26 protein-coding genes are annotated in these 23,774 nt (G+C 38.5%); 14 read left to right on the plus strand and 12 right to left on the minus strand.

Going from position 1 to position 23,774, the window contains the following annotated elements:
- Positions 1-282 precede the first annotated feature (282 nt).
- The 3 genes from BMZ31_RS17610 (at position 283) to BMZ31_RS17620 (ending at position 2,814) form a co-directional block, all read left to right on the plus strand.
- Positions 283-966: an excalibur calcium-binding domain-containing protein gene (locus BMZ31_RS17610; protein ID WP_090833252.1), complete on the plus strand. Its 684-nt coding sequence runs from the start codon at positions 283-285 to the stop codon at positions 964-966.
- Between the two features lie 326 nt (positions 967-1,292).
- Entirely contained in the window at positions 1,293-1,841 is a 549-nt protein-coding gene (locus tag BMZ31_RS17615) for a hypothetical protein (RefSeq protein ID WP_090833253.1), read from the plus strand.
- 169 nt (positions 1,842-2,010) lie between these two features.
- Positions 2,011-2,814, plus strand: coding sequence for a S1 family peptidase (locus BMZ31_RS17620; protein ID WP_090833254.1), 804 nt, complete (start codon positions 2,011-2,013; stop codon positions 2,812-2,814).
- A gap of 67 nt (positions 2,815-2,881) precedes the next feature.
- Here the strand turns inward: BMZ31_RS17620 and BMZ31_RS17625 are convergent, their stop codons facing one another.
- Positions 2,882-3,337: a GNAT family N-acetyltransferase gene (locus BMZ31_RS17625; protein ID WP_090833255.1), complete on the minus strand. Its 456-nt coding sequence runs from the start codon at positions 3,335-3,337 to the stop codon at positions 2,882-2,884.
- 698 nt (positions 3,338-4,035) lie between these two features.
- On the opposite strand from BMZ31_RS17625, the gene BMZ31_RS17630 reads away from it, so the two are divergent.
- The 6 genes from BMZ31_RS17630 (at position 4,036) to BMZ31_RS17655 (ending at position 8,717) form a co-directional block, all read left to right on the plus strand.
- A complete protein-coding gene (locus BMZ31_RS17630; protein WP_090833256.1) occupies positions 4,036-4,368 on the plus strand; it encodes an ArsR/SmtB family transcription factor in 333 nt (110 codons plus the stop codon).
- 15 nt (positions 4,369-4,383) lie between these two features.
- On the plus strand, positions 4,384-5,682 hold the full coding sequence (locus BMZ31_RS17635; RefSeq protein ID WP_090833257.1) for an arsenic transporter: 1,299 nt from the start codon (positions 4,384-4,386) through the stop codon (positions 5,680-5,682).
- A 27-nt stretch (positions 5,683-5,709) separates the two neighbouring features.
- Complete coding sequence (arsC, locus tag BMZ31_RS17640) at positions 5,710-6,129, plus strand: arsenate reductase (thioredoxin) (RefSeq protein WP_090833258.1); 420 nt, start codon at positions 5,710-5,712, stop codon at positions 6,127-6,129.
- A 72-nt stretch (positions 6,130-6,201) separates the two neighbouring features.
- A complete protein-coding gene (gene arsD / locus BMZ31_RS17645) occupies positions 6,202-6,549 on the plus strand; it encodes an arsenite efflux transporter metallochaperone ArsD (protein WP_090833259.1) in 348 nt (115 codons plus the stop codon).
- A 15-nt stretch (positions 6,550-6,564) separates the two neighbouring features.
- Positions 6,565-8,328 carry an arsenical pump-driving ATPase gene (gene arsA, locus BMZ31_RS17650; protein ID WP_090833260.1) on the plus strand — a complete coding sequence of 588 codons (1,764 nt, stop codon included), beginning with the start codon at positions 6,565-6,567 and terminating at the stop codon, positions 8,326-8,328.
- Positions 8,329-8,399: 71 nt separating this feature from the next.
- Positions 8,400-8,717: a YnfA family protein gene (locus BMZ31_RS17655; RefSeq protein WP_090833322.1), complete on the plus strand. Its 318-nt coding sequence runs from the start codon at positions 8,400-8,402 to the stop codon at positions 8,715-8,717.
- A gap of 6 nt (positions 8,718-8,723) precedes the next feature.
- Here BMZ31_RS17655 and BMZ31_RS17660 read toward each other — a convergent pair whose 3' ends face one another.
- The 4 genes from BMZ31_RS17660 to BMZ31_RS17675 all read right to left on the minus strand — a co-directional run bounded on the left by BMZ31_RS17660 (position 8,724) and on the right by BMZ31_RS17675 (position 10,663).
- On the minus strand, positions 8,724-8,921 hold the full coding sequence (locus BMZ31_RS17660) for a hypothetical protein (protein WP_090833261.1): 198 nt from the start codon (positions 8,919-8,921) through the stop codon (positions 8,724-8,726).
- Between the two features lie 65 nt (positions 8,922-8,986).
- Positions 8,987-9,136, minus strand: a complete 150-nt coding sequence (locus BMZ31_RS20480; protein ID WP_175478160.1) for a hypothetical protein — start codon at positions 9,134-9,136, stop codon at positions 8,987-8,989.
- 39 nt (positions 9,137-9,175) lie between these two features.
- Positions 9,176-10,042 (minus strand): permease, encoded by an 867-nt coding sequence (locus BMZ31_RS17665; RefSeq protein ID WP_090833262.1) that lies wholly within the window; start codon positions 10,040-10,042, stop codon positions 9,176-9,178.
- Between the two features lie 300 nt (positions 10,043-10,342).
- Positions 10,343-10,663 carry an ArsR/SmtB family transcription factor gene (locus tag BMZ31_RS17675; RefSeq protein ID WP_090833264.1) on the minus strand — a complete coding sequence of 107 codons (321 nt, stop codon included), beginning with the start codon at positions 10,661-10,663 and terminating at the stop codon, positions 10,343-10,345.
- 1,171 nt (positions 10,664-11,834) lie between these two features.
- Here BMZ31_RS17675 and BMZ31_RS17680 point away from each other — a divergent pair.
- Together BMZ31_RS17680 and BMZ31_RS17685 are read left to right on the plus strand one after the other, a co-directional pair.
- On the plus strand, positions 11,835-12,302 hold the full coding sequence (locus BMZ31_RS17680; RefSeq protein WP_175478167.1) for a DinB family protein: 468 nt from the start codon (positions 11,835-11,837) through the stop codon (positions 12,300-12,302).
- 193 nt (positions 12,303-12,495) lie between these two features.
- Positions 12,496-13,823, plus strand: a protein-coding gene (locus tag BMZ31_RS17685; RefSeq protein ID WP_090833266.1) for an IS3 family transposase whose coding sequence is annotated in 2 segments (ribosomal slippage) — positions 12,496-12,970 and positions 12,970-13,823 — 1,329 coding nt in all. Because the reading frame shifts where the segments join, the coding sequence is not laid out codon by codon here.
- Between the two features lie 68 nt (positions 13,824-13,891).
- Here BMZ31_RS17685 and BMZ31_RS17690 read toward each other — a convergent pair.
- Positions 13,892-14,374 carry a sigma-70 family RNA polymerase sigma factor gene (locus tag BMZ31_RS17690; protein WP_090833267.1) on the minus strand — a complete coding sequence of 161 codons (483 nt, stop codon included), beginning with the start codon at positions 14,372-14,374 and terminating at the stop codon, positions 13,892-13,894.
- A gap of 456 nt (positions 14,375-14,830) precedes the next feature.
- On the opposite strand from BMZ31_RS17690, the gene BMZ31_RS17695 reads away from it, so the two are divergent.
- The gene (locus BMZ31_RS17695) at positions 14,831-16,912 is read left to right on the plus strand and encodes a metallophosphoesterase (RefSeq protein WP_175478168.1); all 2,082 of its coding nucleotides are present in this window, start codon (positions 14,831-14,833) and stop codon (positions 16,910-16,912) included.
- A 37-nt stretch (positions 16,913-16,949) separates the two neighbouring features.
- Here the strand turns inward: BMZ31_RS17695 and BMZ31_RS17700 are convergent, their stop codons facing one another.
- The 6 genes from BMZ31_RS17700 to BMZ31_RS17725 all read right to left on the minus strand — a co-directional run bounded on the left by BMZ31_RS17700 (position 16,950) and on the right by BMZ31_RS17725 (position 22,441).
- Positions 16,950-18,800: a diguanylate cyclase gene (locus tag BMZ31_RS17700; protein WP_254778906.1), complete on the minus strand. Its 1,851-nt coding sequence runs from the start codon at positions 18,798-18,800 to the stop codon at positions 16,950-16,952.
- Positions 18,801-18,940: 140 nt separating this feature from the next.
- Positions 18,941-19,528, minus strand: coding sequence for a DUF5317 domain-containing protein (locus BMZ31_RS17705; protein ID WP_090833270.1), 588 nt, complete (start codon positions 19,526-19,528; stop codon positions 18,941-18,943).
- A 270-nt stretch (positions 19,529-19,798) separates the two neighbouring features.
- Positions 19,799-20,041 carry a hypothetical protein gene (locus tag BMZ31_RS17710; protein WP_090833271.1) on the minus strand — a complete coding sequence of 81 codons (243 nt, stop codon included), beginning with the start codon at positions 20,039-20,041 and terminating at the stop codon, positions 19,799-19,801.
- Between the two features lie 100 nt (positions 20,042-20,141).
- Entirely contained in the window at positions 20,142-20,588 is a 447-nt protein-coding gene (locus BMZ31_RS17715) for a hypothetical protein (RefSeq protein WP_090833272.1), read from the minus strand.
- A gap of 533 nt (positions 20,589-21,121) precedes the next feature.
- Entirely contained in the window at positions 21,122-21,610 is a 489-nt protein-coding gene (locus BMZ31_RS17720) for a glycoside hydrolase family 66 protein (RefSeq protein ID WP_217642775.1), read from the minus strand.
- A gap of 63 nt (positions 21,611-21,673) precedes the next feature.
- Complete coding sequence (locus BMZ31_RS17725; protein WP_090833274.1) at positions 21,674-22,441, minus strand: alpha/beta fold hydrolase; 768 nt, start codon at positions 22,439-22,441, stop codon at positions 21,674-21,676.
- A gap of 334 nt (positions 22,442-22,775) precedes the next feature.
- On the opposite strand from BMZ31_RS17725, the gene BMZ31_RS17730 reads away from it, so the two are divergent.
- Entirely contained in the window at positions 22,776-23,090 is a 315-nt protein-coding gene (locus BMZ31_RS17730) for a hypothetical protein (RefSeq protein WP_090833275.1), read from the plus strand.
- A 33-nt stretch (positions 23,091-23,123) separates the two neighbouring features.
- Positions 23,124-23,435, plus strand: a complete 312-nt coding sequence (locus tag BMZ31_RS17735; RefSeq protein ID WP_090833276.1) for a hypothetical protein — start codon at positions 23,124-23,126, stop codon at positions 23,433-23,435.
- Positions 23,436-23,774 lie beyond the last annotated feature (339 nt).

The raw sequence follows: 23,774 nt of genomic DNA on the forward strand, positions 1-23,774 counted from the left end.
ATAAACTTGGCGCAAAACAGAGGGGGTTCCGGAAAGAGGTCATTAGGTTCTGTTGTTTGAATTTTCAGAAGTAAGCATATATCTCGCTGAACATAACAAATATCTGAAAAACACCGCAAATATCGAAAAAACACCGCATAAATCTGCGCGAACATAACATAAGTTTGGCTCTGTTATTCTGTCTATAAGAATGAACGGGTGGATACCAAAAACTGTTATTGATGGTCTAATATTCTATTAGTAAAATTAGTAGGTTAATTACATCTGGGAGGTAACATCTAAGTGAGTAAGGAAAAGGAAAAGAAATCAGATAAATGGATCTTTCTTGTAGCTTTATTGTTTTTATTATTCTTCACAATTAAATGTATTGTAACTTCTTGGTGGAATATCTTTATTGTGATTATTATATTGCTAACGCTCTGGTGGAATCATCGTCGCAAAAAACAGGAAAGGTCTACATGGATGGGGATTCTTCTTATTATCATTCTCTTATTATTGCTATTGTGGAGGATCGTTCCATGCGTAATCTATGAAATGGGTAATTTTGGCCTGGAAGAGGACGCTAAGGATACTCTAATAACAAACTTGGAAAATGCCGAAGAGTTGGATAAAGAAGAAGAAAAACAAAGCAAAATAGAAGAAGAGAAACGTAAAATAGAAGAGGAAAAAAGGCAACTTGAAGAACAACGAAAGCTTGAAGTAGAGCAAAGACAACTTGAAGAACAACGAAAGCTTGAAGAAGAACAAAGAAAACTAGCCGAACAACAAGCACAGCAGGCTGCAAAAGCGGAAAAACAAAAGAAGGCTGAACAAGCTGCACCTGCTATTGATTATTCCGAAGATAGGGACTGTAGTGATTTTACACATGAAGGGGAAGCTACACGCTTTATGAAAGCTTCAATAAGTGCTGGCTATGGAGATCATCGACTAGATAGAGACGGTGACGGAAAAGCTTGTGATGATTAATTTAAATCGCAATCTGATATAGATTAGTTAAAGAGAACGTCCTATTTCAAGGACGTTTTTCTTATTTTACTGAATTTCAATACGATACAGATATACCTTTTAAAGATGGCTCAATGGTTCTATTAAAGAAGGCCGCCCTACATCCGTCACACTCCGAAATTTCATCACTTGGGAAAAAAACTCTACAAAAAATCCTTCCAACTAGTGTGTGGGCCTTTCGATTGATGCTTCGTCCCATCCAAATATAGTAAAATATAGAAAAACTCCGACGAAAAATCATACTAGTAGTTGTTGCTTTAAAACTATTTCTAAGGTGGGGATTTAGAATGGTGATGCCAACGAACATGATTGAGTTAGAAAGAGTAAAAGCGGAATGTGTGACACTGGTGAACAAGAGGGCGGCTGCATCTGGACTCGTTTCTGCGGTGCCGATTCCAGGGATCGATATTGCTGCTGACGTTTCGATGCTTCTTGAGCTAATGAGGAAGATTAATATTCGATTTGGATTAACCCCGGAGCAAGTGGAAGAACTGGATGATTTTTCGAAACAAATTGTTTTCGGTGTAATCAAACAGTCTGGTAAGTTTGCCATTCAAAAAGGGATTGAGATACTGGGAGAAAAAACCGCCAAGCAAGCTTTAGCGAGAATGGTCACCAATCAAATTGCCAAACAGGCGGGCAAGCAATTGGGAAAATTTATTCCGATCATTGGTCAGATTGCGGCTGCTGGGATTGGTTTTTCGGCGATGAAAATGGCGGGTCAGAATCATATTGATGAGTGTTATGAAATCGTCAAAGAGGTTATTGAAGGAAAAGCGCAACGGAATCCTGAGGATGAAGTGGTTAATCCGTCAACAAATGATGTAGCTATATAAAATAGGACAAGCCCTCGGAGTCTTAAAACTTCGAGGGCTTGTTTGGGAAATCTCTCTTTTTTTGACAAAAATCTTCCTTTTTTTGGTTCTTTGTTATAAAATTTATTTTAGTGTTAGAATATTCTTAATATTTTAACGCATAAATCATACATATTAGGGGGTTGGGAGAATGAAGAAAAAGAGCAAAAAGATTGTTGCTTTGCTGGCTACTTTAGGGTTGGGCTTTACCCTTTTCGGGCAATCGACGTCGGCTATTACTTATGGAAATCCTGATGGCGGAAAGCACAAAAACGTCGGGGCTTTGATTATTGAAGAGGATGGGGAGAAACGCCATATTTGTACAGGTACACTGATTAGTGAAGATGTATTTCTGACTGCTTCCCACTGTACTGAATTTTTACCAGAAGAAAATGAAGTATGGGTAAGTTTTGATGAAAATGTGGAGGACGCAGCTAATGCGACGCTTCACTCTGGTAAGGCTGTTACAAATCCAGCTTATACGCAAAGACAAAATGATACTGGTGATATCGCGGTTGTACTATTAGAACACCCGATTAAAGATATCAAACCTGCTACACTTCCAACAGCTGGTCTGTTTGATCAGTTAGCAGCTAAAGGCAAATTGAAGGATCAAAAATTCACAGCTGTAGGTTATGGCGTAAAAGAGCCGGTTAACCAACCAGGCGGTGCTGATTTCCCGTATGATGGTAATAGAAATGTTTCCGTATCTGAATACAATGCATTGAATGAAACTTGGCTTCGCCTCAACCAAAACGCAGCTGCTGGTAACTCTGGAACATGCTTCGGCGATTCAGGTGGCCCGAACTTCTTTGGTTCTGGTGAAAATGAAACAAACATGATCGCTGGCATTACGGTTACGGGAGATATGATGTGTATCGCTACAAACGCAACGTACCGTTTGGACACGCCTTCTGCTCGTAACTTCCTAGATAAATATGTAGATTTACCGTAAACCTTAATAAACATAGAAAAGCGTGCCTATTGGCGCGCTTTTTTTTACATTTAGAGAGTATCAAACACTATTCAATTTCATATACCAGCCAATCCGAAACGTGACCGCCTAATTTGTTATAAAGAGATTGGGCCACTACATTATCTTTTGATGTTTCCCAAGTCATATAAGCAAAATCATTCTCTCTAATGTAGGAAAGGCATGTTTGGAATAGCTGCTCACCTAATTTTAGTCCTCTTGCTTCAGAAGAAACAAACAAATCGTTTAGAATGGCAGCCCTTTTTACTTGTAGTGTGCTGAAGGTGAAGTATAACGTTGCAAAACCTACTAACCGACCATCCTTTTCTGCGACAAACTGTATTCCACTAGAAGGGTTATGATGAAGATGCAAAATCAAATCAGTAAGTGATGATTCCGTTGGTTTTGGTCTTTTATAAAAATCTACAATGTACTGAATCATCAAGTCATGTAACATATGTAAATCCTCTTTTTCCACTGGCCTTACTACTACATTCGTGCTCATTATTAGCTCCTCCTCATCTGCGTAAAACTGACATTCCAGCTTTTCAGATGCTAAATTAAATGACTAAGATGATCCTATCAATCAATTGTCATACAGAAAAGTGACAGTTTTTGAAAAAATTTATAGGTCAGTTTTGAGGAGTAAACCTAGGTCTAAAAAGACAGATTGAATCGAACGGGTGACTTTTTTGCAATGCGCTGATAGAAATCAAGTATCCTCCATAAAATATGCACACATAAATAGATAACTTTCCATGGTGGTGATTCCATGCTTTGGTTACTTGTTTAGATAGTGGGTTTAATCAATGTCATACTTACTATCCGTTATCACTACAAGGAAGATGAAGACATCAAGAGTAAGTAGAAACGAGGCATCCTGGTTGTTTTTTTCTTAATCATCTCGGTTGCGAGTGAATCGTCATTGCTCTATTTAGGACTATTAATGATCTTGTTTGGATTTGTAAAGGCTGCTGGATTGCTCTAGAACAAATAGTATTGGCCCCACCTTCGCCGAATACTGTGGTAGCCACGCATGCTACCCTACCTACTTTGAGTTTAGCTTGTGAATATTAATAAAAATGTACAATTAGATTAATAATTTTTAAGGAATTATGAACTAATTATTAAATTACATATAACGATTTACTTATATAAGTGCATTATTATATAATGATTTCCGTAAGAGGGGTGGGTGATCGAATGGTTGATATTGAGAAGGCTGCGACAATTTTGAAGTTGCTTGGTGATAAAACAAGGCTGACAATGATTAAGATTTTGGATCAGCATGACTGTTGTGTTTGTGAATTTGTGGCGATGTTCAATACGAGTCAACCGGCGATTAGCCAGCATCTTCGCAAATTGAAAGATGTTGGGGTTGTTGGGGAAACGAGAAGGGGTCAGTGGATTATATATTCGCTTAATAAAACAAATGAGTATTATCCTTTGATTCAAGGGATTCTTGGACAGCTACCAGATCAAGATTACAGATTAAAAGAACTAGAAAAGCAGGGTCTACGTATTTCATGTAATTAAGCGGAGGAAACGAAATTGATATCCATTATACTAGCGTCAGTGATTTTCTTAATCACGCTCATCCTTGTTATTTGGCAGCCGAATAATTTATCGATTGGCTGGTCTGCTTGCGGGGGGGCGTTACTTGCCCTGATGTTTGGGGTTGTCGATTTTGGTGATGTGATCGAAGTAACCAAAATCGTTTGGAATGCTACATTCTTATTTATTGCTATTATCATCATTTCTTTAATACTCGATGAAATTGGTTTCTTTGAATGGGCGGCTTTGCATATGGCGAGGTTTGCCAAAGGAAACGGCATCAAAATGTTCGTTTTTGTAACGATTCTTGGTGCACTAGTGGCTGCATTCTTCGCGAATGACGGTGCAGCACTTATCTTAACTCCAATCGTTTTAGCGATGGTTCGAAATTTGAAGTTTGAAGAAAAAATGGTGTTTCCGTTCATTATTGCGAGTGGATTTATTGCTGACACGACGTCGTTGCCACTTATCGTGAGTAACCTCGTGAACATCGTTTCAGCAGACTTTTTCAACATTGGCTTTGCTGAGTATGCGTCGCGTATGATTGTACCGAACTTGTTTTCTTTAGCGGCAAGCATACTCGTTCTCTATCTTTATTTTAGAAAAAGCATCCCGAAAAAATATGACATGGCTCAATTGAAGAAGCCAGCTGATGCGATTCTTGATCATAGAATGTTCCGCCTCTCATGGCTTGTATTAGCGATTTTGTTGGCAGGATATTTCATCAGCGAATTGATTCATATCCCGGTTTCGATTATCGGGGGAGTGGTAGCTGTCTTCTTCTTAATGATGGCGAGAAGGAGTCCTGCGGTTCATACCAAAACGGTCATCAAAGGTGCACCGTGGGCAATCGTATTTTTCTCGATTGGTATGTATGTAGTGGTTTATGGTTTGAAAAATGCAGGCTTAACGGGTGTTCTTGCTGACTTGATTCAAGTTACGGCTGATCAAGGCTTATTTGTAGCTACAGTTGGGATGGGCTTTATTGCTGCCATTTTGTCTTCGGTTATGAATAACATGCCGACTGTCATGATTGATGCGTTGGCGATTGCCGATACGGACACATCTGGTGTTGTTCGTGAAGCTCTTATCTATGCCAATGTGATTGGTTCTGATTTAGGTCCTAAGCTTACTCCGATTGGTTCATTGGCTACCTTGCTTTGGTTGCATGTCCTTTCACTAAAGGGAGTTAAGATCTCATGGGGGACTTATTTTAAAACAGGTGTCATTTTAACGATTCCTACCCTACTGATTACATTGGTAGGACTATATATTTGGTTACGATTTGTTTCATAAAATCTCACACTTAAAGGAGTAAACATCATGTCTAAAAAAACAATCTATTTCTTGTGTACAGGAAACTCTTGTCGCAGCCAAATGGCGGAAGGTTGGGCAAAACAACACTTAGGTGAAGACTGGGATGTAAAAAGTGCAGGACTTGAAGCGCACGGTTTGAACCCAAATGCGGTTAAAGCGATGAACGAAGCGGGTATTGATATTTCTAAACAAACTTCTGATGTGATTGATCAAGAAATTCTTCACAATGCTGATTTAGTTGTAACGCTTTGTGGCCATGCTGCTGATCACTGTCCGGTAACGCCACCACACGTGAAAAAAGTTCACTGGGGATTTGATGATCCAGCAAAAGCGGAAGGAACGGAAGAAGAGAAGTGGGCATTTTTCCAACGAGTTCGTGACGAAATTGGAAGCCGCATCAAGCGTTTTGCTGAAACGGGTGAATAATGGAATACAGGTCGAGAGATAACTCTCGGCCTTTTTTTGAAATTTATTGTGATGAAAGGGAGAGAGACTTTTATGAAAAAACTAGAGATTTTTGATCCTGCGATGTGTTGTCCAACAGGCGTTTGCGGACCGAGTGTGGATCCGGAATTGACGCGTGTAGCCTCTGCATTATTTTTACTAGAAGGAAAAGGTTTTGCAGTGAAGCGTTACAATCTTGGCAGCGAGCCTGATGCTTTCATTATGAACGAAAAGGTTAGCGCGTTGTTGAATGAGAAGGGTCCGGATGTATTGCCGATTGTGATGCTGAATGGTGAGGTGAAGCAGACGGGTGGATATCCGACGAATGATGAGTTGGCTGATTGGTTCGAAATGGACGCTAAAGACTTAGTCGTGAAAAATTCGAAAAATAGTCTTTTATAAAAAGGAGAATCGGAAATGTTCCCATTGTTTAACTTAGATAATGTGGCTCTTACGCCTTTTCTCTTTTTCACAGGAAAAGGTGGGGTAGGGAAAACGTCGACGGCTAGTGCGCTGGCCGTTCATTTGGCTGACCAGGGGAAGAAAGTGCTAATTGTATCGACGGACCCAGCCTCAAACCTGCAGGATGTATTTGAAGTTGAGCTTAGTAATGAAATTCGGGATATTCCGAATGTGAACGGATTATTTGCCTGCAACATCAATCCAGAGGAAGCGGCGAAGGCTTATCGTGATCGCGTTGTCGGTCCGTACCGAGGGAAGCTACCGGAAAGTGTCGTTGCGTCGATGGAAGAGCAGATGTCTGGAGCTTGTACAGTGGAGATTGCCGCGTTTGATGAGTTCACGAACTTACTGGCGAACCCGAAAGTGACAGAGGCATACGATCACATTTTGTTTGATACAGCGCCAACAGGACACACCCTTCGCCTCTTACAATTGCCGACAGCTTGGACGGATTTTCTCAATGAAAGCACCCATGGCGCGAGCTGCTTAGGACCGTTGTCCGGATTGGAAGGGAAAAAGGAGATGTACGCCAATACAGTTGGAGCACTTTCGAATCCTGCCAAAACGACGCTTTTCCTTGTTGCGCGTCCAGATCATTCGTCTTTGAAGGAAGCAGAAAGAGCTTCAGCTGAGCTTGGTGGAATCGGGATTAACAACCAGGTTGTTCTCGTTAATGGTGTTTTACAAGAGACATTGAGTAGTGACAATGTTTCAGATGCTTTTTATAAAAAACAGCAAAAAGCATTGGTCGATTTGCCAGAAGGATTAAAATCACGTTTAATCCTAGAAATACCTTTGGTTCCGTTTTCGGTGACGGGGATTGAATCGTTGAGAAAGTTTTTTACTTCGATCGAAATCGGGAATATAGAGAGTGAAGTTGAGAAGGTTGAACTGCCTTCTATTAAAAAATTGGTGAATGATTTAGAAGCACGCAACCTGAAGGTTATTTTTACAATGGGAAAGGGCGGAGTTGGAAAAACGACGATTGCTTCAGCGATTGCTATCGGTCTTTCTGAAAAAGGTCATCGTGTTCATTTGACGACGACAGATCCGGCTGCGCATTTGACCAATATTTTCGAAGGTGATGCATATGCGAATTTGACAATCAGCCGCATTGATCCAAAGGTGGCGGTCGAGAAGTATCGCCGTGAAGTGTTGGAACGGGTTTCGGGACAATTGGATGAGAACGCCCTTGCTTATATGAAGGAAGATTTGGAGTCACCATGTACCGAAGAAATCGCCATTTTCCGAGCGTTTGCCGATGTGGTGGCGAGGTCGAAGGAAGAAATCGTCGTGATTGATACAGCTCCAACGGGACATACATTGCTACTATTGGATGCAGCGCATTCGTATCATAAAGAATTAGAGCGCTCGACGGGTGAAATTCCTGAAAGTGTGAAAGAATTATTACCGAGATTAAGGAATCCAGAGGAAACAGAAGTAGTGATTGTAACGCTTCCGGAAGCGACTCCGGTGTTCGAAGCACGCAGGTTACAAGAGGACTTGAAGCGCGCCAATATTAATCCGAATTGGTGGGTCATCAATCAAAGCTTGTATGCGACAGTAACGGAAAACAAAGTGCTGAAAGGGCGTGCCGCTTCTGAAATATCATGGATTTCGATGGTTAGAGACGAACTTACGGAACGATTCGCTGTGGTTCCATGGTTGGCGGATGAGAAGGTTGGTTATGAGGAGTTACAGGAATTGGTGAAGCCGTAAGTGGCTTTTTGAGTGCAGAGACGAAACTGTCTCTGTTTTTTCAACGTTAAGGGGTGAAGAATTTGGCTACAATGATGTTATTTCTATTAGCCGGTTTGGCTGAAATTGGCGGTGGTTACCTGATTTGGTTATGGCTACGGGAAGGGAAGCCAGCATATTGGGGGATATTGGGCGTTGCGATTTTAGGATTATATGGTGTCATTGCGACCTTCCAACAGTTCTCTTCGTTTGGAAGGGTATATGCCGCATACGGTGGTGTGTTTATCGTGCTTTCTCTGTTGTGGGGATGGGGAATCGATAAAAAAACGCCTGATCTCTATGACTGGATCGGAGCGTTGGTTTGTATAGTGGGAGTTTCGATTATTTTGTGGGGGCCTAGACAAGCATAACGAAGTTTATTTAGTAAGTTCTTTACCTGCTTCCAAAAAGCTTTTGTAAGTATCTTTGCCGTACATATCTGGATTATGGCGAAAGAATAACTCCATGGTTAAGCTCTGAGCTTGTTCCAAAGAGAATTGTCTTGATATGATGATCAAATTCAGGTAGGCAAGGAAATATTCTTTGCTTAGGGCACCGCCATGGTTAACCGTCATTTCATACACACTCCTTTCATAGAGTAGGTGCCAGGTAACTAGATTCCTGGCACCAAGTGGATTGATTAGCAGCAATTCGTTTTTTCTTCTGGTTGGCAGCATTCCTTTTTTTCTTCTGCCAATTCTTCTTTTACCTCTTGGATTTGGATGTTGCAGCAGCTTGAATCTTTCTTAGAATCCTTCTTGAAAATACCGAACATAATGATCATCTCCATTTATTATTTTTGGGTGAATTTATGTGAGCTTCTACGCTACTAAATGAGGTAGAATATGAAGCCGGATATTGTGGACATCGTCATGACTGAGAGTATGAAGGTGATGACGAGTTCCTTTTTGAAGATAGATTTTAATAGAACAACTTCAGGTAAGCTTGCGCCCGCCGAGCTGATCATGAGCGCCATGACCGGCCCGAGTGCCATACCTTTCATGATCAGAATTTGTGAGATCGGAATCATGCTAGATAAACGGATGTATAATGGCACACCGATTACGGCTGCGATAGGGATAAGCCACCAGTTGTCGCTGCCAAAAGCAGTAGAAATCCACTCTGTTGGAACGAGCCCGTGGATGATTGAACCAATGGCTGCCCCAATGATTAGATAAGGATATACACTTTTCATTAGTCCAATCGTTTCTTGAAGTGCTAGCTTCAAATTAAATTTTTGATGCTTTTCTTCGTAGCCAGTCATGACGACGTTTTTAACCGATTTTTCAAAACCGAAAGCTTCGAGAGCGAAACCGATGATGACGGAGAATACAGATGTTAGGACAGTGTAGAGGAGTGTAACTTTCCAACCAAGGACGACGGCCATTAATGTTAAAATCGTGGGGTCAAGTACAGGTGAGGCAAAAAGGAAAATCATGACGATGCCGAATGGCATTTTCTTTTTCAGCATATTGACGACGACGGGAATCGTTGAACATGAGCAAAACGGTGTGATAAAAGCGAAAATTAAAGCGAATATGGCACCGAAGAACTTATTCTTGCCGGCTAATTTCTTCTCAATTTTTTCATATGGAATGTATCCTTGAAGAAGGCTGATGATGAATGAGATGACGATGAAAAGGATGGTTAATTCAACCGCGATATATAGAAAGCTTTTTAATACTTCTAACCACATAAGTTTTTCCTCCTTTCTTTATTTAGCAAGAGCTCGTGCAGCAGTTTTCCGAATTAGCTACGACATTTACTGATTTATTACGTTTGTTGAAAAGCTTTTGGAAAAAGTTTTCTTCATTTAAATGTTGGTACTTCCAAGCATGTCTTGAGGCTTTTTCAATTTGTTGCCTTTGTAATTGGGCGATTGTTTCATAATCATGGTACATAACGAACAGCTCCTTTTTATTAGTTTTGGTTTATTAAATCAAATTATATTGATATATTAATCAAGAAAAATTGATGTATTACTTAAAAAAATTTATCAGCAAGTCGGCTTAAACAAACAGCATAGTTCTGATGATAATAAGTGATTGATTTCTTTTTGGTTCAGGTCGTAAAAGCTCCAAGTACCTCTTGTTTCTTTTGTGATGATATTGGCATCCAGTAAGATCTTAAGGTGATAAGAAAGTTTCGATTGTGTCATATCTACAAGTGGTGCCAGATCACAAACGCACATTGCGCCTCTTTGGGTAAGGATGTTCATGATTTGCAATCTCTTTTTATCTGCGATTGCTTTGAACTTCGCTTCATATTTTTCAAAAGTACTTTCTAATGACACGTCATGTAACGGAATTTCATTCATTGTGTATGCACCTTCTCTAAATCAAATATTCTTGATATATGTATATTATATCCAATTTTGAAACGTGTCAATCCGTTAATCAAAAATTTTTGATTAATATTTTAAAAATAGGATATGTTAAAGCTCATTATTGATTTTTTGCATTTTGTTGATTGAAGCGGATGGCGCCTGGCTCTTCGAAAGCAAGCGACTAGAGCGGAAATCAACAGGCAAGATTAATAGAGCAAGTCGGGAAATCGACGGAGATTTCTCTAATCTCTTGATTTTTCAAAACTCCTATTTGAACTTTGTGAATAAGTTTTTGAAAACGTTGATTACGATGAAAAAATAGGCGATAACATTTTTGAAAATGGCCATTACGATCAAAAAACAGGAGTATAAAAAAGGTTGCAAACCCCACGAGGGTATATTGGAGTGTTCTTATATTCACTTTAAAAGAGATAATTACGCCAAAATCTCAATATTTAAGCATACAAATTTTTGTTCTAGTAGAATTTTCGTGCCTTCTGCCAGAATTCCTGAAAAATAAAGGTTAAATAAAAGTGAATTGTTGATTTTCTGCACTTTGTTGATTGTAGCGGAAATCAACAGGCAAATTTAACAGAACCTAAAATGAAAAAAGGTGCCAAGCTTTGTTTTTTTGATTTGCTTCATAACAGTAGTTATTTTGAAGATTGGGTACTCTGTGGTGATTAAGAAATTATTCGTATTAAATTAACATTTTGGTCGTTACAATAATGATGAAAAATTAGAATAGAGTTATCTATCTATACATTGAACCTTAAAGGAGGGGAGAAAATGTTCAAAAAGATAAGGCAGTGGTTTTGTAAACACTATTATGATGATAAAGGTTTTTTCTCTCCTGATTGTAGTATTGACGTTATCCTCAAATGCGCAAAATGCGGCAAAGAAATAATTAGGTATGGCAAATAATTTATCCAATGAAATCTTAGTTAAACTTTAATTAGTTAACGGGTCCCTTAGTTACTAAGTATAGATCGTCAAAAAGACGGTCTATTTTTTTCGTAGTAAAGGGAATAGTTATGTACACACAAAACATAAATTAAAGGAATTTACAAAGTGTTTATGGAATATTTTAGTATCTGAAAAATTAGTCATTTTGTTACGTCAAGAAAGTTTGATCAACTTACAAAAAAGTGAGGTAATGCGTATGTCATTTTCTTTCTTTGAAAAGGGGTTACATGGGGAAAATGCCCATGTTGACCCCCTTGAGGTGTTTGAGGGTTTACGGTGGGAAATGGCTGGGGAAAAACCTGAAAACTGTCCATATTCAGTGTGGCAAATTCTAAACCACATGATTTTTTGGCAAGATTTTTATCTAACCTACCTTCATGGTAGCGTGCCCGTTCATCCAGAACAAGACGAAGACTCGTGGCCTGATGAAACAGCTCCGTCAAATGAAACGGAGTGGAGTGACACTTTTTTTCAATTCAGTAAGGGTCTAAAGGAAGCTGATAACGAAGCAAAAAAAGATTTAAATGTATTGAAAGATTCGAGATTGGAAAGGACTCGTGGTGACATTTTAGCCACGCTTATGGCACACAACAGTTATCATACCGGACAGGTAGCGCTTATTCGGCAATTAATTGGAGCGTGGCCTCCTCCATCATGGTTATAATTGGTAGCCAACTGGTGACCGTTTTAAGTTTTGAAAGTTCAACAATCAAGCGCTTAAATTTGATAAAAGAAGAGCACCTATTATACATGACAATAAAATGGTACCTGTAGTTAGGACACTTGAAAAAGAGTGTTTTACCTACAGGTATTTTTTTATATACTTGAATTTTAGAATATGGGGATCAGGGGACAACATGAGTAAGATTATTTTTTCTACTAAAGAGATAAAAATACTTCAGAAGAATCAAAATGTTCAAAGGGTCAGTGGAAAATCAATTATGTATACTGATGCCTTCAAAAATAAGTTTATGGATGAGTACCTATCCGGAAAATTGCCTCGGCAAATCTTCACAGAAAAAGGCTTCGGTGTGGACGTTATAGGAATTAAACGAATTAAACAATCAGCTTATAGGTGGAAGAAAGCCTATGAAGCAAATGGTTTGATTGGGCTTACAGATTCGAGGAAAACGGCCTCTGGCAGACCCTTAGAACGGGAGCTTACGCCAACTGAGATAATTGAAAGGAAGAATGCAAGAATTAAGCTTCTGGAAGGACAGTTGGAGCTGTTAAAAAAGCTAGAAGTGACAGAAAGGAGGCTGCTAAACGCAAGCTATAGCCTAAAAACGAGTAGAGTATATCAATTGATTCATGAGACTGTTAACAAAATGGATATAAGCGAATGACTAAGTATTTTTGTGATCTATTAAAGGTCTCACGTTCTGGATATTACAGTTACCTGAACGCATCCACCAGCCGGGAATCCAGAGAACGCTTAGATTTGGAATTGAAGAATCTAATATTACTGGCGTTTAACCACCGAGGTTACAAGAAAGGTTCGCGCTCCATTAAGATGACCCTAGAGAACGAATATGACCATATCTTTAGCCGCAAAATGATCCAAAGAATTATGAAAAAATACGGAATCGTCTGTCCTCATAGGAGGCCGAATCCGGATAAAAAAATGGCTAAAGCAACAAAGGAGCACCGAGTCGTCTCGAACAAATTAAACAGGAAATTTAAACAAGGAATCCCTGGAAAGGTATTACTGACAGACATCACTTATTTGCCATATAACGGTAATTGTATGGCTTATTTATCGACCGTAAAAGATGCATCTACCAATGAAATCTTGGCTTACCATGTGTCTGACCGTATCACCTTAGACATCGCAACCAAAACAATTCATAAAATGATCAACAACAAGAAAGTCACTCTTGATAAGGATGCCTTTATCCACTCAGAACAGGAAAGCCATTACACAAGCCCAAGATACCAGAAGCTGTTAAAAAAATTGGCCTCGGCCAAGCCTATGTCTCGTAGAGGGAACTGTTGGGATAATGCCCCTCAGGAGTCATTCTTTGGTCACCTGAAGGATGATGTAGATTATCGTTCAGCTAGAAATTTGAAGGAATTAAAGTCAAAAATAAATCATTATATGGTTTATTATAACAATCATCGTTACCAGTGGAATTTAAAAAAGATGACGCCTATTCAATATAGGAATCATCTTCTCGCTGATTAATCTCTTTTTTTATAGTGTCCTTGACATGGGTGCCAGTTTACTTCGATCTGAAGTTTGGCACCCTTTATTTATATAGTAATGAGGTGTTTGAGTTTGGCTCGCGCTCCAGCTCGCCAGTTTTTTACGGCGGAGGGGGAGACGTTTTCTCTTACAGCTATTTCTTTTACAGATAGGTCATAAAGGCAAGTGTAGGTGAGCCATTTTGTCTGGTTTTCGGTTAGATGGATGCAATAAGAGAGAATGAGATCTTTTTCGTGTCGATCCACATAATGTGTGTCCTCAACCAGGTCCCAAAATTCTTCCTCTGCGTAAACATTTCTCTCATCACGCTTTTTTGATTTGCTTATTTCTGTTAATAATACACCTTTTATATACGTAAAGGCATAGTTGGTGAAGTTTCCTTTGCTGGTATTGAAACGTTTTCTAGCTTCCCATAATCCTATTAAACCAAGCTGGTAGAATTCTTCTTTATTTCTATAAATACTAAGCGAACGGATGATTTTATGAATCATCGGCTCATATTGTATGGCTAAATCTTCAAAGCTCTCCAAAGTGATTCCTTTCAGAAAGCGCGCTTTACCTTTTATTCCCGGGTACCTATAAGATATCGAGTTCGCACAATTTGTTCGAATCGTACAATTTCATTTTTGGAGGGTGTTTTTATTCGAAAAAGTAGAAAAGTAGCTTCAAAATGCATTTTTGGAGGCCTTTTTTGTGATTTTGGTCAAAAATGGGGTAAATATTTGAAGACAATCTTTAAGGGAAGGGTAAGTGACATAATTTTTGAAAATTATCCATAAAATGGTCCTATTAATAAACTATTTTCTGCCGATATATGGTATAAAGAGAATGTGATTTTTTAACAAAAATGAATATCGTGTGTAACTTTATTCAATAGGTATCTAGATTGTAAGAATCATTGCCTCTATTAATTTTAAGTTAAATACATAGTTCAACCGAATCTCAAGGAATGCACCATGCATCAACATTTTAAGGAGAAAACTTTTATGAAGAAATTACTACCCTTACAGCTTGGTTTATTGCTACTTTTTTTAATGTCTATTCCTAATTTTGTATTTGCAGAAGGACCTTCGCTAGAAGAACCGATTATGCAAATACCGGTAATGAGTGATACTCATATTTGCGGTGGTCCTGTGACCATCAATAACATCACACTGTGTGATAGAGAGAGATTCTCTTATTTAAACGATGATAACTTTCCACTTGCACTAAATGATTATAAAACGATCGCTCCTAACTATAAGGCTCTAGCGATAGTAGGGGATCTCGTCGATCGTGGACTTGCATCGCAGTATGATGTCTTTAACAGGATACTAGATGAGGGTATTGAGCCTAATGCGGAAAAAATCATTACGATGGGTAATCATGAATTTTTTGAAAGAAAATATCGACCTACTCTAACGGATGAAGATGCGGTTAATACGTTCCTGATGAAGACAGGTATGCCAGGGCTTTATTATGATAAATGGATTGAGGGTTACCATTTCATCACGTTAGCTGGGGAATATACGGTAGATAATAACTTTGATAATGCTTTCTTATCAGATGCTCAATATGAGTGGTTAGAGAAGACATTGCCAATCAAAGCGATATCTAGTAAACCTATATTTGTGTTCTTGCACCAGCCTATCAACAATACGGTATATGGAAGCGAGTTTTGGAATGCCGGTCCTGACAAAGGCCGGTTAAAAAGAATCCTGCAACAGTACCCTCAGGTGATTATGTTCAGTGGACACTCACATTACGAGTTAAGCCATCCAAGAACGGTGTACCAAGACGGCTTTACGATGGTGAATACAGGAGCTGTCAATTATGGTTGGGCGAGTACTGGATATATTCCAGGTAAATCGCAAGGGTTATTGGTCAATGTGTACAAAAACCGTGTAGATATTAAAGCCCGTGATTTTAAGAACGGAACATGGATAAAGACCTATTCAGTAGCAGTTCCTTTTAAAGATACGACTACTGATTACGTTGCACCATATTTTGAAGATACTGCGGAAGTTTATACGAAAGACGCTACCAATCAATCTATTACTCTTTCTTGGGATCAGGCTATCGATGATCAATTGGTAGAGCGGTATGTTTTTAAAAGTGGGACAGAAATCCTAGGCGAGAAGATGGTAGAGTTCTGGAAGCCATTAAAAGCTGTGGAGACTTTTACTCTTAAGAATTTAAAAGCTGGAGAAACTTATGATGTCGAAATTGTTGGTGTCGATAGTTACGGAAATGAAACGCCAACAAGCCTAAAAACTAGCTTTGTGATGCAAGCTCAGACAGGTTGGGTGCAGGAGGGTGAAGATTGGTATTATTACGATCCTGCGACTGGAGAACTGATGACAGGTTGGCTGCAGGATCGGAATAATTGGTACTACCTCGATGAAACGGGGAAGCAAACGACAGGTTGGCTCCAGTATCAAGATAAATGGTATTACCTTGATGACACTGGAAAATTAACAACAGGTTGGCTCCAGTATCAAGATAAATGGTATTACCTTGATGACACTGGAAAATTAACAACAGGTTGGCTCCAGTATCAGGATAAATGGTATTTCCTTGATGACACTGGAAAACTAACAACGGGTTGGCTTCAATATCAGAACAAATGGTATTACTTTGATTCTTCTGGCAAAATGAAAACGGGATGGTTTTATACTCAGAAAAAGTGGTATTACTTCGATTCCACTGGGAAAATGACGACAGGATGGCTATCCAGTCAAAATAAGTGGTATTACTTTGATTCTATAGGGACCATGCAAACGGGATGGGTCAAGATTAATCAAAAATACTATTTCTTTGCCAACAATGGTGAATTAAAAGTAGGTTGGGTTTACACGAGTGGTAAGTGGTATTATAACACCTTAAATGGAATGCACACTGGCTGGTTCCATGCTCCAGACGGAAAATGGTATTTCTTCCAAAAGGATGGCAGCATGAAGATTGGATGGTTATACCAAGATGGAAAGTGGTACTACTTCGATAAAAATGGAATCATGAAGACAGGAAAGCAACGCATCGATGGAAAGAACTATACTTTTAGTAGCAGCGGTGTCATGCTCGTTAAATAGAAAATGGATGGTGCTATGCACCATCCATTTTTGTATCTTATTTTGTTACAAGTACCTTCGTTTCGAGTTCAACCGTGTCGTTCATCTTGATCATTTCGATGAATGGCTCGACAAACTGTGGATCAAATTGCTTTCCAGAGCAGGCTCTTAGCTCTACAATGGCTTCTGCGAAAGTCTTGGTCTTTTGGTAAGGCCTTTCGGTTGTCATCGCATCGAATGAATCGATGAGGCAGAGGATACGAGCTAGCTTCGGAATCGTTTTTCCTTGTAATCCGTATGGATAGCCGTTTCCGTCATAACGTTCATGATGCAGTTCGACGAGCGGGATAAGATCCTCGAGTTTTTTGTTGGTCGAAATGATTTCTTTCCCCCATGTTACGTGCTTCTTCATCATTTCCCACTCATGTGGCTCGAGCTTCCCTTTTTTCGTTAGAATGTCTCTCGGAATTTCAAGCTTACCAATGTCATGGATAAGCGCACCTAAGATGAGCGTCTTGCGTTCATGATCGGTTAAATCGATGCACTTCGAGAAGTTTGCCGCATACTGATATACACGCTTGCTGTGACGATACGTGTACACATCTTTAGAAAGGAAAATCTTCAACTGCTGCTCTGCTTCCTCAAGGTCTTTTTCAATCGCTAGCGACTTTTGTGAGTCATATTCAGAATGCTCGTTGAAAATTCGCACTAAGTTTTTACCTTGATCCTTAGCCGCATACATGGCCTGATCGGCTTTGTTAAGAAGTTCATTAATGTTGTAAACGCCGCTTTCATACTCGGCAATCCCTGCAGAAAAGGAAAGGCAGCCATATGCTAAACCGTCGACACCTTTAAAGTAAGTGTCATTCGTTTTCTTTCTAAGTTCATTTAAAAAAGAAAATGCGTGATGACGCGAAGTTTGCGGCATCAATAAAGCAAACTCTTCGCCACCGTATCGGGCAACAGTATATTTTTTCGCCTCGGCTTGCTCTTTTAAAAGGGTACCAAATTCTTTTAATAGATGATCTCCTTGAATATGTCCATTCAAATCATTGTACTTCTTAAAATCATCCAAATCGAGAATCGATACACTCAATGGCTGACCCGTTTCTTTAGCAAGTTGCACTTCTTTTTCAAAAAGTTCTTTGAAGTAACCGTGGTTATTTAAACCGGTAAGGAAGTCTTTATTTGCTTTTTCGGCGACTTCTTTGAAAAGTTGGAAGTGCTGCTTAAAGGCCAATGCTAATAAGACAGATATACAGATATAAAGGAAAAGACCGAATAGATCTTGTGATTTCATTAATATAGCAAGGACGAGTGAAAGAAGTATCGTACTAAAATACGTTGCGACTGCTTCCTTGATCATTCCTTCGACAACACTGGAGACACTTTCCGTTTCTTCAAGTAGGAAGTAAACCCCAATGAATAATACGTTGGTTGCAAAATAAATTAATAGTGAAAATATGTAAGGAAGGATTTGCTTAATTTCTACAGTACCAATTTCTCCGCCTGTAATAGTAAACAGATAGTTAGTGCTAACAAGCATCATGGTGTAAATAGCAAAATTAAAAAGATGCTGCCACCATTTTATTTTTCGTTTGATGAATAAATAAACGACCGAAAATACAAATAATACGTCTAAAGTGAAATCCAAACCATATAAGAACAAACACGCTAAAAAAACGGACGAATCCATGGAAAGACTATTACCCTTAGGAGGCAACTTAATAAGAAAATAATTAAGGATAAGGATAGAACAAGTTAGTGAAAGAATGGTAATCCAATCATTGTTTGAATGGTTGTTAAAATCATTAAGTATGACAAAAGTAAGTATACCTAAGAAGGATATAGCGGAAAGATATTTTTTTGCAGTATTTTCTAAAATTTGCATCGTAACTCTCACTCTCATTTAAAGAATTAAAGAGAAGTCATAAAAACTTCTCTCCAATAATTAATCACTCAATTTAAAACCAGAAGTTAAGGCAACAATAATAGAACTGATAATAATTACGTTGTAGATAATACTTGTAATATTGATTCCTTCTTTTTTCATGTTGTTTCACCTCCTTTTAAGCGGAGGTTGGAATTAGTGTCCGATTTTTTTTTGACCATAAGATGTTGGATGAAAAAGAAGATTCCGATATTCATCACGACATCACCAATACTGATGACTTGGGTGCGTGGGTACGGATCGCTTAACGGAATGATGTCCCCTAAGAAACCTAGTTTAGTAGAGTTAGTTAAAAGTTCATGTTTACCATATAAACCGTCTTTTAATGCCTGTATGTACATGGGGTCTAGAACTGCAGAAGCTTCTTCCGACACGGGCATTCTGCCACCGTTTAAGGCCATGACCAAGAAGTTGAGGAAAACACCAATGAAAATCCATTTGAAACCAGGATTATCACGGTTTATGTATAAAAAAACCAATCCGACAATATATACCAGCATGAATACATAGTGACTTGAGGCAGCGAGTATAGAATAACTATTTTGAAAAATAAAAAACACAAACTGGATTGCGAGTAGAAGTGGGAAAATCCAACCGCCCTTGAGTTTCAATTCAGCGATTCCTTTTAGATTCCCGCGTCTAAGCAAACCAACTACAAATGAAATCAATATGCCATCAAAAACCATCTGTTAGACCACCTAATTGAGTTAGTTTACTAAATTATGATATTAATATAACCAAAGGTAAATACTTCCTACTCATATAATAATTTATATAGTCTTACAATTCAAAGTGTTTTTGGAAAAAATGTAGAATTTTCGGGGAAAATAGAGGGGTGCATCGATAAAAAAGAGGATGATGCATGGGCACCATCCTCTGGTTTGTAAGCGTTAACTGTTGATATGATTCAACTTTTTCAGCGATTAAGCTTTTGTATTCTATTAAAATAATCTCCGTTACGGACCATGCATTTCTTCTGGATCATTTAATATTTTTATCGTCTTGAAAGCGGTATTGATTTTCGATTGGCACCAGCTTCCTTTCAAGATTTCAACTTCTTGTTCTTGTAATGTGAATGCCATTAACACATCGTTTTCATGATCAACCACGATATATGAGTTCTTATCGGCAAAGACGCGGTAGGATTTATGCATAATCAGCGTCCATCCATTCAGCAGTTGCTGACTTTTAGTAATCATCGTTCCACCTCCATCTATTACATTCGAGTAGGGTAGGGGAAAATCCTTTAAGATGAGTTACGAACAAAAAGGATGGCGCATAGCACCATCCCTTGAGTTTCTAAAGAATATCAATTTCTTTGCCAGACAAAAGTTCGTCGATTTTTTCAAGATCTGCTCTTGTGGCCTTGCCTTTTTCAGCTTTGTTTTGAATCTTCTTCAAGTCCACCTGTACTTTGTTCATTTCCTCTATAACGATTTTCTTGGCTGTTTTTGTTAAGAAAGGAGCATCTTCCTGTTTAAAATCATTGAAGGCTTCGAGCATGATAGCAATTTGGTCTACAATGTTCTCTTGATCCTTATCGTCTAATTTTCTTTGATCTGCTAATTTGCCTAATTCAGTTTTAGCCTCAGCGACTTTGTCGCCAAATTCTTCAGCTTTGTCTGCGAAATCTTCCGCTTGTGCAGTAACTTCATCCAACTTGAACGTAGGGTTCTCCTTTTCAAACGAACATCCTGTCAGTAAAACTGCCGTCAAACCTGCTGATAATAAAATTAATTTTTTCAATGTGATCCCATCCTTTTTCATCTCTTTGCTTTATCTTGATTTCATTTTATCGTGAATCCAAATGACGGATAACGAGCCTGAGCATGATTCTTTTCTAAGCCTCGAGGCTGATGGAAAACGGGTTTTTAGCAAGGATTTTTTAAAGTTGTCTGTTTATTTCCGTTCCAGTCGCTTGCTTTCCTTAAGGAGGATCAACAAAGTACAGAAAATTAGCGCAGCTTCATTGTCGGATTCGTTTGGTTGTGTATGGAAGTATCCGAAAAGTGTGATTTTTCTCTTTTTTAAATCGTCAATAGGCAAGTTCATAAGCTTTATTTGTGTAACTGTACGGTTTATTTGTGTAAATTGGGATTCTATTTGTGTGAATCCCAATTCTATTTGTGCAGATTAGGATTTTATTTGTGAATGTAAAAATTCGAACAAAAAGCCGCGACATTAGGGACTTTTAGCAAAAAAACGCAGATGGACATCTGCGTTTCTCAAATCATTTAATTCTCGAACACAACCATATCCCAATATGTCAACGAAGGGAGTTAAAATGAAACAGCTCCATCCTTGTAAGTAAAAGATAATTTTTGTGGAAGTCCGCCTTTCACATCTGGTGATGCGAACCAAATTTTTTTAGGTTTCCGATCAGTTTTTAAGACCATCTCCAAGTATTTTTTTTCAACAGGTATTGGTTGTGATGCTTCGGTATCACGCCATTCCATCGTTGAGTTGTCCGCAAAGTTAATCAAGTGAAGCATTCTCTGGTTATCTCTTTGCTTTGAAAAGGTCCAAATCTTCCCTTGCTCAGCTGTGGATGAGACAGGAATATCTGCCGGTGTTTGAATCTCCATTTCTGCATCGGTTACATCTACATCTCTCAGTAAATTTTGATAGGCGACAAGGAAGTCATAATATGAAATGAGCTGTTTCTTTAAATTAGGGCTCATGTCTAGTTTATGATGTGGAAAGTATTCTTTTGAAAGCATATGCTCACCAAGTTTTAAGAGTCTGGGCTCACATGGGTTAGTTAACAAAAGAAGAGGCTTGGAGCATGCATCCAAGCCTGGTTTAGGTGATCTGTTCTTTAGTACATTTAGCTATTGAGAATGAACGAAATTCGTAATCAGTTTATTTAACTCCTTGCTAGTTTTGGTAGGAATCTGGTGCTTAACATTGTCGATAAACTTGAGTTCATTAAAAGGCAGCTTTTGATGCAATAGGTTGGCATAATCATGAAACCTCTTATCATCCTTTCCGTATACTAGAAGAAGGGGATGTTTGATAGTATGGAGCTGATCTGTACATTTGTAATGCAAACTGTACCTATAGTACTGCTCGATATTCTTTGCATTTCCTTTAATGGATTCGGCATACATTTTGAAAAATAAAGACATTGGATTGGCATTGCTCCTGCAAACAGACAACGCTAACACTGGAACAGCTTTTGATTTGGAAAGGTACCTTCCAATTGATATCTTTCTTTTTAAGTGTTGATCCATTACCTCAGACATGCCGCCAATCACAATGCCACCTAAAGCCATTTCTCCAGCACTCAGCAAAAACTCCAAAACAATTGAGCCACCGGTAGAATATCCGCAAATGTAAGCTTTTTCTATTTCAAGATGTTTCATCAAACGTTTGATATCCTCCACAATCAGCGGATAGCTGAGCGGTTCTAGGGAAGATTCGCTATTTCCGTGTCCTCTGATATCAAATGTAATCACTTTGAAAAAAGATGATAACTCTTCCATCTGATAGATGAAATTAATGGAGGTAAGTACGGGAGGATGGATAAAGACAATCGGTATCCCATTTCCTTTAACGGAGTAGAAGAGATCTACACCGGTTGAGTTGAAAATTGGCATTTTTAGACCACCTGAAAGAGATTTGTGTTTTTTTTATTGTGGGATTTTTGGATATGAAGTATACGTAATGGGAAAAAAGTAGGATATCTCTGCTTCTTTGTGTTTGAAGGAGTGAAAATATTTAACGCAATGGTGTATCTTACATGGCTGTCCCTGGTAACGTCAGGGGTACATGGTTTAACGGCGCTCAATCTTGTTTTTACGGCAGTTAGGAATCAGTTATCGTGTTTTCGACAAAAACGGACGCAATGAATACTCAATACGGACGGTTGATTCTTGAGTAGATGAATTTATGCTAAATCTGCAATGTGCAAATAAAGGTAATTGATGTAGCTTGGCGAATATATTTCATTACCGAAAATCTAGTGGAACAGGTTCTTATAAGGATCAAGGGAAATGGGTTTACGATACGAGTATTTTATTAGGGCACATTGCCATGAAAGCTACGGTTTTCTATCCTGATGAGAGGAAAGTGGATTTTGGATATGAAGAGCAGCCTACTAATCCCATTGAAACATTTGGATCAGCCGAAGGTGAAGATAGTGTTTATTCTAAAAAGAACAATAAGTTGAATTTCAAAGTGCAATGGGAAGAAGGTGCTAAAACTTATTTTGGAGAAGCGGAATATAAGCTTGTACCTGAATATTAGTATATAGAGGAAAATGAAGGGGAGGGGAATATTATGAAAGCTTGGAAAATGTATTTGATAACGATTATTGAAATTGTCATTTTTTTAATCATTGGTTTCTTTCTAAGTGAGAAGGTCTTAAATGGAATTTATGAGAGTATGGATATTCCTTACATAGGAAATGTAGGTATCATCTGGTTTGGAGTATCATTCTTATTATTTAGTCTATATACAGTATTTCAAAACTTCATTTTCGCCAAAAAAAGTCCTGTTCTAAAAGGCCGAATTTCATCAATCACTTTTTGGTTTGTCTTTCTACTATCTGTTTATGCTATTATTTCAGCTTTTGTAAGAGGAGAAATTTAAATTCGTATTTAAAAGGAAGGCTGCTCAGACAGCCTTATTTTTTTGAGCAAAAGAAAGTAAAGTTTAGGGATTATAACCGGCTAATCATTTTTGATGTGGTGCTTAATGCCAGTTTGTTTAGGGGCGTCTGCTTATATTCCAAGCAGGCGTCCCTTTTTTATTACTGCCCAACTACTCAATAGGAAAGCAAAAAAATATAGGAAGTTCCTCAAAATATCCATAAGTGTACCTGCTAGTACTATTTTACTATTTTGGTATAACGTGTTTAATAAAAAAAACATTGGGTAAAAAATCGATGGTATACAAAAATATAAACATGCAAATCGGGGAGGAAATGTA

This window comes from Bacillus sp. cl95 (assembly GCF_900115925.1).
Lineage (GTDB): Bacteria > Bacillota > Bacilli > Bacillales > Cytobacillaceae > Neobacillus_A.